Source organism: Stenotrophomonas nitritireducens (genome assembly GCF_050984405.1).
GTDB lineage: Bacteria > Pseudomonadota > Gammaproteobacteria > Xanthomonadales > Xanthomonadaceae > Stenotrophomonas > Stenotrophomonas nitritireducens_B.
In genome coordinates this window covers 2,356,566-2,368,253 of record NZ_CP158790.1, presented here as the reverse complement: position 1 = coordinate 2,368,253, position 11,688 = coordinate 2,356,566, and the positions used below count along the sequence as shown (strand labels likewise).

General features: G+C 69.8%; 9 protein-coding genes. 2 read left to right on the top strand and 7 right to left on the bottom strand.

Annotated features, from left to right (window positions below):
- Window positions 1-64: 64 nt before the first annotated feature.
- Together edd and eda are read left to right on the top strand one after the other, a co-directional pair.
- Window positions 65-1,981 carry a phosphogluconate dehydratase gene (edd, locus tag ABTV91_RS10365; RefSeq protein ID WP_433851364.1) on the top strand — a complete coding sequence of 639 codons (1,917 nt, stop codon included), beginning with the start codon at window positions 65-67 and terminating at the stop codon, window positions 1,979-1,981.
- Between the two features lie 43 nt (window positions 1,982-2,024).
- Window positions 2,025-2,684, top strand: a complete 660-nt coding sequence (eda, locus tag ABTV91_RS10360) for a bifunctional 4-hydroxy-2-oxoglutarate aldolase/2-dehydro-3-deoxy-phosphogluconate aldolase (RefSeq protein ID WP_433851363.1) — start codon at window positions 2,025-2,027, stop codon at window positions 2,682-2,684.
- 53 nt (window positions 2,685-2,737) lie between these two features.
- On the opposite strand, the gene ABTV91_RS10355 is transcribed toward eda, so the two are convergent.
- From ABTV91_RS10355 to ABTV91_RS10325, 7 genes are all read right to left on the bottom strand, one after another.
- Window positions 2,738-3,232, bottom strand: coding sequence for a GNAT family N-acetyltransferase (locus tag ABTV91_RS10355; RefSeq protein ID WP_433851362.1), 495 nt, complete (start codon window positions 3,230-3,232; stop codon window positions 2,738-2,740).
- Window positions 3,232-3,498, bottom strand: coding sequence for a DUF1778 domain-containing protein (locus ABTV91_RS10350; RefSeq protein ID WP_433851361.1), 267 nt, complete (start codon window positions 3,496-3,498; stop codon window positions 3,232-3,234). Before ABTV91_RS10350 ends, ABTV91_RS10355 begins: the two co-directional genes overlap by 1 nt.
- A 237-nt stretch (window positions 3,499-3,735) precedes the next feature.
- Window positions 3,736-6,867 carry a discoidin domain-containing protein gene (locus ABTV91_RS10345; RefSeq protein ID WP_433854169.1) on the bottom strand — a complete coding sequence of 1,044 codons (3,132 nt, stop codon included), beginning with the start codon at window positions 6,865-6,867 and terminating at the stop codon, window positions 3,736-3,738.
- A 184-nt stretch (window positions 6,868-7,051) separates the two neighbouring features.
- Complete coding sequence (locus ABTV91_RS10340) at window positions 7,052-7,888, bottom strand: carbohydrate ABC transporter permease (RefSeq protein ID WP_433851360.1); 837 nt, start codon at window positions 7,886-7,888, stop codon at window positions 7,052-7,054.
- The gene (locus ABTV91_RS10335) at window positions 7,885-8,766 is read right to left on the bottom strand and encodes a carbohydrate ABC transporter permease (protein ID WP_433851359.1); all 882 of its coding nucleotides are present in this window, start codon (window positions 8,764-8,766) and stop codon (window positions 7,885-7,887) included. Before ABTV91_RS10335 ends, ABTV91_RS10340 begins: the two co-directional genes overlap by 4 nt.
- Window positions 8,763-10,031: a sugar ABC transporter substrate-binding protein gene (locus tag ABTV91_RS10330; protein ID WP_433851358.1), complete on the bottom strand. Its 1,269-nt coding sequence runs from the start codon at window positions 10,029-10,031 to the stop codon at window positions 8,763-8,765. Before ABTV91_RS10330 ends, ABTV91_RS10335 begins: the two co-directional genes overlap by 4 nt.
- Before the next feature lie 14 nt (window positions 10,032-10,045).
- Window positions 10,046-11,638 carry a glucoamylase family protein gene (locus tag ABTV91_RS10325; RefSeq protein ID WP_433854168.1) on the bottom strand — a complete coding sequence of 531 codons (1,593 nt, stop codon included), beginning with the start codon at window positions 11,636-11,638 and terminating at the stop codon, window positions 10,046-10,048.
- Between the last annotated feature and the right edge of the window lie 50 nt (window positions 11,639-11,688).

Sequence of the window (11,688 nt, the reverse complement as noted above, 5' to 3'; positions counted from 1 at the left end):
CTTTCCCTTGTCCCCTGCCCCGCCGCTCCCGCTTCCCCCTTCCCCTTTCCCCGCGCGTAAAGCCATGAGCCTGCATCCGAAAATCCACGCCATCACCGAACGCATCCGCCAGCGCAGCGCCCCGTCGCGCGCGGCCTACCTGGCGGGCATCGAGGCCGCGCTGCGCGAGGGCCCGTTCCGTTCGCGCCTGAGCTGCGGCAACCTGGCCCACGCCTTCGCCGCCTGCGGCCCGACCGACAAGGGCCGGCTGCGCGGCGACGTGACGCCCAACCTGGGCATCATCACCGCCTACAACGACATGCTTTCGGCGCACCAGCCGTTCGAGCACTACCCGCAGCTGATCCGCGACGCCGCGCGCGAACTGGGCGCCACCGCGCAGGTGGCCGGCGGCGTGCCGGCGATGTGCGACGGCGTCACCCAGGGCCGCGGCGGCATGGAGCTGTCGCTGTTCTCGCGCGACATCATCGCCCAGGCCACCGCCATCGGCCTGAGCCACGACATGTTCGACGCCACCATCCACCTGGGCGTGTGCGACAAGATCGTGCCGGGCCTGCTGATCGGCGCGCTGGCGTTCGGCCACCTGCCGGCGGTGTTCGTGCCGGCCGGGCCGATGACGCCGGGCATTCCCAACAAGAAGAAGGCCGAGGTGCGCGAGCGCTACGCCGCCGGCGAGGCGACCCGCGAGGAACTGCTGCAGGCCGAGTCCGATTCCTACCACGCGCCGGGCACCTGCACCTTCTACGGCACCGCCAACTCCAACCAGGTGCTGCTGGAAGCGATGGGCGTGCAGCTGCCGGGCGCCTCCTTCGTCAACCCGGAACTGCCGCTGCGCGACGCGCTGACCCGCGCCGCCACCGCGCGCGCGCTGGAAATCTGCGCGCTGGGCGACGACTTCCGGCCGCTGGGCCGGCTGATCGACGAGCGCGCCATCGTCAACGCCATCGTCGCGCTGATGGCCACCGGCGGCTCCACCAACCACACCATCCACTGGATCGCGGTGGCGCGCGCGGCCGGCATCGTGCTGACCTGGGACGACATGGACCAGCTCTCGCAGATCGTGCCGCTGCTGGCGCGCGTCTACCCCAACGGCGAGGCGGACGTGAACCGCTTCGCCGCCGCCGGCGGCCCGGGCTTCGTATTCCGCGAGCTGATGGACGCCGGGCTGATGCACGACGACCTGCAGACCATCGCCGAGGGCGGCATGCGCGCCTACGCGCAGGAACCACGGCTGATCGACGGCAAGGTCGTCTATGCACCGGCCGTCGCGCAGAGCGCCGATACCGAGGTCGTGCGTCCGGCTACAGAGCCGTTCGAAGCCCAGGGCGGGCTGCGCCTGCTCAAGGGCAACATCGGCAGTTCGCTGATCAAGCTGTCGGCGGTGAAGCCGCAGTACCGCACGATCGAGGCGCCGGCCGTGGTGGTGGACGCGCCGCAGGCGCTGAACAAGCTGCACGCCGCCGGCGCGTTGCCGCAGGATTTCGTCGCCGTGGTCCGCTACCAGGGACCGCGCGCGAACGGCATGCCGGAACTGCATTCGCTGGCGCCGCTGCTGGGCCTGCTGCAGAACCAGGGCCGGCGCGTGGCGCTGGTCACCGACGGCCGCCTGTCTGGCGCCTCGGGCAAGATCCCCGCCGCCATCCACGTCACCCCCGAAGCCGCGCGCGGCGGTCCCATCGCCCGCATCCGCGAGGGCGACATCGTCCGCCTGGACGGCGAGGCCGGCACGCTGGAAGTGCTGGTCGACGCCACCGAATGGGCGGCGCGCGGCATCGCCGCCAACACCGCGCCGGCCGGCAACGACCTGGGCCGCAACCTGTTCGCGATGAACCGCCGCATCGTCGGCCCGGCCGACCAGGGCGCCATCTCGATTTCCTGCGGCCCGGCGCGGCCCGATGGCGGCGTGTGGGAATACGACGCCGAATACGAACTCGGCCACGACGCCGCCGCCGCGGCGGCCCCGCACGAAGCCAAGGACGCCTGACCCTCGCAGGCCGCGTCGCGGCCCGCTCCACCGGAACAACGCCATGACCATCGCCCAGCACCAGGATCGCGCCGAACACCTGCTCACCGCCGCCGGCATCCTGCCCGTCGTCACCGTCCACACCCTCGACCAGGCGCGCGCGGTCAGCGCCGCCCTGCTGGAAGGCGGCCTGCCGGCCATCGAACTGACCCTGCGCACGCCGGTGGCGCTGGAAGCCCTGGCCATGCTCAAGCGCGAGCTGCCCGACGTGGTGGTCGGCGCCGGCACGGTGCTGACCGTCGAGCAGATGCGCCAGGCCATCGACGCCGGCGCCGATTTCCTGGTCACCCCGGGCACGCCGGCGCACATGGCCGACGCGCTGGCCGACGCGCCGCTGCCGGTGGTGCCGGGCGCTGCCTCGCCCACCGAACTGCTGGCGCTGCTGGCGCGCGGCTTCCGCATCTGCAAGCTGTTCCCGGCCACCGCCGTGGGCGGACTGGCGATGATCAAGGGCGTGGCCGGCCCGATCCCCGAACTGAAGCTGTGCCCCACCGGCGGCATCACCGAAGCCACCGCGGCCGACTATCTCGGCCAGAAGAACGTGCTCTGCATCGGCGGCTCGTGGATGGTGGCCGACGCCTGGATCCGCAGCGGCCAGTGGGACGAGGTACGGAAATCCGCCGCCGCCGCGGCCGCCATCGTGCGTTCGGTGCGCGCCGGCTGAAGCAACGCCGGCCGAAGGCGATTGCCGGAGAAGTGCGCTCCGGGCCGGGGCCCTCAGATGTCGTGGGCGTCCAACCGCAGCATCAGCACCAAGGGCTGCAGCGGCGACTGTTCGAAGCCGTGATGCTCATAGAACTGCTGCGCCCGTTCATGCAGGGCATGCACCAGCAGGGCGCGAACGCCGGCGTGCGCGGAGATGCCGATCACGCGCCGGACGGCATCCATCAGCAGGTCGCCGCCCAGGCCAAGACCTTGCGCCGGCCTGTCCACCGCCAGACGCCCCAACACGATGGCCGGCACCGGATCGGGCATGTTGCGCCGGACCCTCCCTGGTGCGAGCTCATGCGAGATCGCGCCTGCGGCGAGCGCGTAATAGCCGCGCACGACGTTGTCCGCATCGGCCACCACGAAGGTACGGGCGGCGCCGCCCATCTGGTTGACCAGGGCGCGTTTTTTCAGCCAGGCGTCGAGTCCGCTTTCGCCACAGTCGAAACCGTCAAGCCGATGCGTGGCCGCCAGCGGTACCGGCTCGGCCAACGGCAGGCGCATCAACGCTTTTCCCAGGTGGGCGTGCGCGCCAGCAGGCGCTCCAGAGCGGGATTCGGCCTGGGCGGCGCATCCAGCATCGCCACGAACTGCGCGAACTTCTCCGCGTCCAGGGTGAAGAACACCTGGTCCAGCACCACTTCGCGCGCACGCTGGCAGGCGGTTTCCAGCATGAAATCGGAACGGCTCTTGCCCAGCAGGCTGGCGGCCTGGTCGATCAGGTCGCGCTGCTCGGGCAAGGCACGCAGGTTGATGGCGGCGGCACGCATGGGCCAAACCCTCAAATACACAAAAGATATACAGATACTGCGCCGACGTATATCCATTGTCAATACAGACTGAAGGACACCCATGCAAAGGCCGGTGTCTGCGCCTTCGGCCCCTCACCAACCGGAGCAGTTGCCTGCCGCGCACTGGCCAGCGTTGGCAGCGCTACGGCATGGCGAGCGCGCTGGCGGCCGGCGAACAGGGCTTGCAGTGCCGGCCAGCTCCGGCGGGGGCCGGCCTCAGCGCCGGGCGCGTTCGCTGCGCCGCAGCTCCGCTGGAATCTCGATCTCGACTTTCGCCGGCAGCGCCATGATGCGCAGTTCGTTGCCCGACCATGCGGCGGGTTCGCCATTGATGCGGGCCTCGCCTGGCGCGCCCTCGTAAGGCCACGGCAGCACCAGCCCGCCCGCCGGCAGGCGCAGGCCGTCGCCGAGCTGCAGGGTCAACTGCCGGTCGCCGCGCGCCAACGAATAGCGCAGCGGGCCATGCGCGGTGCGCAGCCCGTCGATGGCGATGCCCTTGCCCGCCAGCCACGGCGCCGGCACGCCGGCGGCGAGCACGATGGCCTCATCGATCTCGCGTTCGTAGGCGAACATGTCCAGCGCCGAGCGCACGAAATCCGAGGCCACCCAGGCGTGCGGCAGGTCGCCGACGAAGAACGGCGTGCGCGGCGTAGATGACACCACTTCGGCCCACTGGTTCCAGGCCGGCGGCGCACGGTCCCTGAAGAAGAACTCGCTGGCCTCCCAAGCCCGCTCGCGCCAGCCCAGGCGCACGAAGGCGCCGACGTTGCGCCATTCGTACGGGGTGTAGTCCTTCCACTGGCGCTTGCCGTCGCGGCGTTCGACGAACTGCCGCCAGTAGCGCTCGAAGGTGTTGTCCAGCGCCGGCTGCGGCAGCCGGCCCTGCTCGCCGCCCGGCGCCAGCGCGATGGTGGTCGAAGTCGCATCGAAGTCGCCCAGTTCCACCGAACCCGGCAGGTAGTCGATGCGGTGCGCGGCCATGGCCGCGTGCAGCGAGTCGTCCAGGTCCTGGCGGAACTGGTCGCGCGCGCTGGCCATCGCTTCGGCCTCGGTTTCCAGCCCCAGCGCCACGGCCATGTCGGCCGCGTCCTTGTAGCCGCGCAGCGCCCAGAAATCGTCCCAGTACGAGTGCACCGGCTTGGCCGAATACCCCTCGTGGCTGATCGAGGCCGGCATCATTCCGTAGAAGCCCGGGTTGCGCGCGCGGTTTTCATCGGTGCGCTCGCCCAGCCGCAGGTCTTCCATGTAACCCCAGGCCGCCAGCACGTGCGGCCACATGCGCCGCAGGAAGTCCTGGTCGCCGGTGTGGCGCCAGTATTCGGCGATGGCATGGATCAGCTCGCCATGGCTGTCGTTCTCCGGCACCGGGTCGCTGCCGCGCGCGTCCACGCAGCACGGCACCATGCCGCTGTCGAACTGGTACGGCGCATACCACTCCAGATATTGCCGCACCGCGTCCTCGCGGCCCAGCCGCAGCAGCCCTTCGGAAATCATCGCGCCGTCGCGGATCCAGCTGCGCGCGTACGAGCGCGTGCCCGGCTGCAGGCTCGGCCCCACCCGCGAGATCAGCATGTGCGCCAGCGCGGTGCGCAGCGTGTCGGCCAGCGGCTGGCCGACCTCGGGCAGCTGCAGGCGCACCTGGTCCAGCTTCTGCCGCCACATCGCCGCGACCTGCTGCTGCGCCCTGTCCGCGTCGAACCCGGCCGGCATCGACCAGGCGCCGGTCTGCGGCAGCACCAGCGCGACCTCGCGGCTCTGCCCCGGTTCCAGCTTCCACGTATAGAGCAGCGCGCCCGATGCCAGGCCGGTCGGGTCGTTGACCTCGCGCGTGCCCGGCAGGGTCTTGCCCGCCAGGTGGGTGACGTCGAACTTGCTGTCGAAGGCGCTGGCGAACCCGGCGTCGGGCGCGGTCGCGGCGAATACCCGCGGCTGGCCATTGACCGCGATCTGCGCGCCCTGGACCGCCAGCCGCTCGATCCGGCTCACGCCGCCGACGGTGTTGAGGAACTGGCTCGGCGGATTGACCTGGAAAGGCCGCACCGCCAGCACCAGCCGGTACTCGTGCGCCACCTTGTCGGGGTTGTGCAGCCGGTAGCGGGCCACCAGTTGCGCCTGCTCGGGACGGCCCTGCACGAAGCCGGTCACCTGCAGGCCGAGCTTGTCGTGCTTCCATTCGACCGAGGGTATCGGCAGGTAGCCGTCCTGCAGGCGCTGGCTGGCGGCCACGTCGGCCCAGCCCAGCACCTTGCCGTCCAGCACCACGAACGGTTCGATGCTGAAGCCGGCGCGCGCCGCTTCCAGCGCGCCGTCCTCGCCCATCAGCGCCTGCTCGCGGCCGCCATCCAGACCCAGCAGGGTCCAGTATGGCTGTTCGCCGCTGAAGCCACGCGGCAGCGACCCGCGCGGCAGGTCGCGCGCCACCGAGCGCACGAAATCGTTGGGCGTGCCGGCGAAGTCCAGCGGCTTGAGGCTGATGTCGCGGATGCCATAGCGCCAGTTGGGGCCATCGACCAGGTCGAAACGCAGGTAGCGCGCCTCGGTCTCGGGCAGCGCCAGCCAGTCGCGCCCGCCGCCGCCGGCGGTCACCTCGCGCAGCTTGTACCAGTCGCGGCCGTCGCTGGAGGCCTGCACCACATAGCGCGACGCCTCCAGCCCCGGCACCCACTGGATCACCGCGCCGCCGAACTCGCGCACCTTGCCCAGGTCCAGACTGACGGTCTGCTGCTTGACCCCGCCGCTGATCCATACCGTGTCCGGCCTGCCGTCGGCGATGCGCTGCTGCAGCGCGGTGGCGGTGTCGGCGATCACGGTGGCGGTCAGCGCCGAAGTGTCTTCCTTCGGCAGCGGCTGCAGCGTGAGCTGGTCGAAGCACACCGTGCCCTTGCCGCCGACCTTGCTGTAGACGGTGAACTCCACCGCCGCGCTGCGGCGCAGGACCTTGTCCGGGTCCGGGCCCCAGGCCTTCTCGATGTGGCGCTTTCGGTAGTCCACCTGCGTCCAGTTCTTCGGGAAGCGGTAGCCGGGGCGGTTGACCCACCACACGTTGTCGCCGCTGGCGTCGACCAGCTTGAATTGCAGGTCGTTGGCCGGCGAATCGCCGCGCAGGCCGAAGGACACCTGGTAGTTCTCCGGCCAGGTGACGTCCAGCGGGCGGCGGATGCCGGCATAGCCGGAGACCTCGTGGAAGTCGTAGTCCAGGCACAGCGCGCGCCCGCCGCTGCCGCTCACCGGCCGCAGCGAGCCGCTGACCTGCGGCGAGGTGATCAGCTGCCAGGCGCCGATGTCGTCGAACCTGGCCAGCACCCGGCCGCCGCCCGCGGCTGCCTGTCCGTCTGCGGCCAGCAGCATCGCGGTGGAAAGCAGCAGGACGGCGGGGAGCGTGTTCATCGCGGGAGATCTCGGTGCGGGGTCGGCGGCCAGTGCGGGATTTTCGCAGAACTGAAGGCCGGCGCAGCGGCGGCAACGCCCTGCCCGACCGCCGCTGGCGGGGCGTTGGCCGAGGCGCGGGGCAATGCGCCGCAGGCGCGCCGGCTCACCCCTTCACGCTGCCCAGCAGCAGGCCCTGGATGTAGTAGCGCTGTAGCAGCAGAAACAGCGCCAGCACCGGCAGCACGGTGATCACCGCGCCGGCCATCATCATCTCCACATCCATGATGTGCTCGCGCGAGAGCGAGGCCAGCGCCACCGGCAGGGTGTAGTGCTCCTGGTCGGTGAGCACGATCAACGGCCACATGAAATCGTTCCATGCGCCCATGAAGGTGAAGATCGCCAGCGTCACCAGCACCGGCTTGAGCATGGGCAGCACGATCTGGAAGAAGATCCGTGCCTCGCCGGCGCCGTCGATGCGCGCGGCCTCCAGCAGTTCGTCGGGGATCGAGCGCGCGTACTGCCGCACCAGGAAGATGCCGAACACGCTGGCCAGCGCCGGCACCACCACCCCGCCCCAGGTGTTGACCAGCCCCAGCTGCTTCATCAGCAGGAACAGCGGCAGCATCGCCACCTGCGCCGGGATCACCAGCGCCGCCAGCAGCGCCTGGAACACCCGCTCGCGGCCGGCGAAGCGCAATTTGGCGAAGGCATAGCCGGCCAGGGTGTTGAACAGCAGCGAGCCCGCGGTGATGCCCACCGACATGCCCAGGCTGTTGAGGAAGTTGCCGGCCATGCCGGTGCGCGCGAACAGCTGGCGGTAGTTGTCGGCGGTGAACTGGCCCGGCAGCAGCGGCGGCGGGAACTGCGAGGCCTGCCCGCTGGGCAGGAACGACACCGACACCATCCACGCCAGCGGCGCCAGGCTGACCAGCGCCAGCAACAGCAGCGCACCATTGATCCACCAGCCCCAGGCGCGCGATTGGCCGATCTCGCCGCTCATACCAGTTCCTTGCGCTTGCTGTAGCGCAGCATCAGCGTGGTCACGCCGAGGATGATCAGGAACAGCAGGAACGCCACCGCCGAGGCGCGGCCCAGGTTCCACCACTTGAAGCCTTCCTCGAACATGAAATACAGCACGCTCACCGTGCTCTGCAGCGGATCGCCGCGGGTCATCACGTAGGGCTCGGCGAACAGCTGGAAATAGCCGGACACGGTGATCACGCCGACCACCAGCAGCACCGGCCCGAGCATCGGCAGGGTGATGTGCAGGAACTGCTTCCAGCGCGAGGCGCCGTCGATGCGCGCGGCCTCGTACAGGTCGCGCGGGATGGCCTGCAGCCCGGCCAGGAAGATCACCATGTTGTAGCCGAAGTTCTTCCACACCGCGAACAGGATGATGGTCGGCATCGCCCAGTGCGGGTCGCCCAGCCAGTCCACCGGGTCGATGCCGGCGTGGCCCAGCACCCAGTTCACCAGCCCGTAGCGGGTATGGAACAGATAGCGCCAGATCACCGCCACCGCCACCAGCGTGGTCACCACCGGCGCGAACAGCGCGGTGCGGAACAGCGCCCGCAAGCGCGCCACCGGCGCGTTGAGCAGCATCGCCGCGCCCAGCGACAACGCGATGGACAGCGGCACGCCCAGCACCACGAAATACGCGGTGTTGCCCAGCGATTTCCAGAACATCGGCGTGCGCAGCAGGTCCAGGTAGTTGTGCAGGCCGACGAAGCGCAGGTTGTGCGGGTCGGCCAGCGCGTACAGGTCGAAGTCGGTCAGGCTCAGCGCCAGCGCCGCCAGCACCGGCAGGCCGAAGAACACGCCGATCACGATCAGCGCCGGCGCGGCGAACACCCAGCCGGCGAGCGGGCGCCGCTTCATTGCGCCGCCTCTGCGCGTTGTTGTTCGACGATCCAGCGCCGCTTGGCCAGGATGTCGTCCACGCGCGCATCCAGCCGCCTGACCGCGGTGTCCTGGTCCAGCCCGCCGCGTACCACCTGCTCGGTGACGATGCGCATCTCCTGGGCGATGCGCTCCCATTCCAGCACCTTGGGCGTGGGCTTCACCCGCTCCAACTGCTCGCCAAACGCGGCCGCCAGCGGGTCCTCGGCCAATGCCGCGCTCTTCCACACGCTGCGGCGCGGCGGCAGGTCGCCGATGAGGGCGTGGAAACGCTGCTGCACCGCCGGCCGCGACAGGAACTCGACCAGCTTCCACGCCGCCTGCTTGTGCCGGGACGACTGGAAGATCACCAGGCTGGTGCCGCCGGCGATGCCGGCGCCCGGCCCGTGCGGCCCCGGCAGCGGCGCGGTGCCCCACTCGCCTTGCAGCGACGCCGGCTGGCGTTGCCGGAACTCGCGGATGTTCCAGGGCCCGGACAGATAGAACACGGTGAAGCCGCGGAAGAATTCGTCCCAGACGTTGGAGATCTGCGTCTCGGACATCTTCGGTGCCCAGCCCTGCTCGAACAGGGTGGCGTAGAAATCCAGCGCGCGGCGGAAGCCGGGGCTCTGGAAATTGCCGCGGGTATCGTGGTCGCGCAGCAGCGCATCGTCCTGCTGCAGGGCCAGCGACAGCTGCGGCTCGAACTCGTTGAGCGGCATCAGCACCGGATAGCGGTCCGGGCCGATCACGTTCTTCAGCGCGGCGTTCATCCGCGCCCACTCGGCCCAGTCGCGCGGCGGATGGTCGTAGCCGGCCTGGCGCAGCAGGTCCTTGCGGTAGAACAGCAGCCGCGTGTCCACGTACCAGGGAATGCCGACCAGTTCCCCATCGACCACGTTGGTATCCCAGATGCCGGGAAAATAATCGTCAGGCACGACCTCGCGCGACGCGGCCACGTAGGGCTGCAGCGGCGTGAGCGCGCGCAGGGTGGCGAACTCGGGAATCCAGGTGTTGCCGAGCTGGCAGAGGTCCGGCAGCCCGTCGGCCGCGTAGGCGGTCAGCAGTTTCTCGTGCGCCGCGGTCCACGGGACGTTCTGCACCTCGACGCGGATGCCCGGGTTCTCCGCCTCGAACTCGCGCACCAGTTCGCCCACCACCTCGGCCTCGCGTCCCATCGCCCAGAAGCGCAGGGTGATGCCTTCCGGCGGGCGCGCACAGCCGGCCAGCAGGAGCAGGCACAACAGCGCGGGCAGGCGCAGCATCACCGGTCCCCGGCCTACTGCGGCCGCGGCGCGGGTTTGTCCGCCGCCTTCTGCTCCTGCGCGGCGGCGGCGCGCGACTCGGCGATGCCCACCGCCCGCGCGGCGGCGGCCTTGTCGTCCTTCTGCAGCGGCTGCCACTCCTGCCCTTCCGGCAGCAGCCAGCCGCCGCTGAAGCCGGCGCGCTCCAGGCCCTTGCGGATGTAGGGGTTCTTCTTCATCACGTTCCAGACGAACTCGTCGCGGTAGTTGGCGATGCCGGCCAGTATCGGCCCCTGGTCGATGGCGATGTAGTCGCTGGCCACCCAGCCGCGCTCCGGGATCAGGCGCCCGGTCTTGAGCGGGATGTCGTAGTTGAAGCTGGGGTTGAACGAATCCAGGAAACCGTAGCTCGAGTACAGGTAGTCGCTATAGCGCCGGTGCATTTCCTGGGTGGCGGGGATCACCACCTCCGGCGCGAACGGCAGCGAGGAGATCGCCGCCGACGGCACGATGGTGCCGTCGTCGAAGTTCTCGCGCAGGCCGGCGCCGCGCGCGGAGTAATGGCGGAACTGGCGCTGCTCGCCCTTGTAGTCCTGGGTGGTGTTCTGCGGGCCGTCGCCGGCGGTCAGGCCCCAGACGTTCTCGCCGTAGTCCTTCCACTGCATCGGGTTGGCGATGGCGTATTCGCGCTGCGCCAGCGTGGCGCGGCGGCTGTTGAGGAAGTAGTCGATGCCGCGCTCGCGCATGTAGGCGTCCTGGATGTCGCGGAAGTCGATCCAGACGTGGCTGTACTGGTGGCCGAACAGCGGGCCGAAGGAGAGGTATTCCTGGCCCTGGAACACGCCCCAGTCGTTGTCGTAGGTGCGCGTCCACACCGTCCACGCATCGGGCTGCACTGGATGCGTCGGCGAGCCCAGCGCGAGCACGTAGAGCATCATCGCTTCGTTGTAGCCCATCCAGTCGTGCTGGATGAAACCGCTCTCGGGGAACCAGCCCATCGACACCAGCGGCTTGTTGCGCTGCAGCCACGGCCAGTCCACGCGCCGGTAGATCGTATCGGCGATCTGCCGGATCTCCTTCTCGCGCGCATCGACGCCGTCGTAGTAGGACTGCGCGAACAGCACGCCCATCAGCAGCAGCGCGGTATCCACGCTGGACAGCTCGACCCAGCTGTCGTAGCGGCGGCCGTCCTGCATGTCGAGGAAGTGGTAGTAGAACCCCTTGTAGCCGGCCTTGCCGGTGCGCTGCGGGCCGGTGGGCACGTCGCGCAGGAAGCGCAGCGTGGTCAGGGTGCGGTCCACCGCCTGGGTACGGCTGACCCAGCCGTTCTCGATGCCGATCGGGTAAGCGGTCAGGGCGAAGCCGACCGAGGCGATGCTGGCGAACGGCCGCGAGGGATAGCGGTCCGGCGTCAGCCCGTTCTGCTCGTTGGTGGTATCCCAGAAGAACTGGAAGGTGCGCCGCTCGATGTCGTCGAACAGCGGCGGCAGTTCGGGTTTCATCGGCCGCGGCGGCAGGTCCGCCTCGATCAGGATCACCTGTGGCAACACTTTCGGCGCCGGCTCGGGCGCCTTGCCGCACCCGCCCAGCAGGCCCAGCGCGAGGCCGGCGGCGGTGCACAGCAACAGCTTGGTGGTACGCAGGATGCTCAAGACGCTTTCCGTTGGGTGGAGCCGTG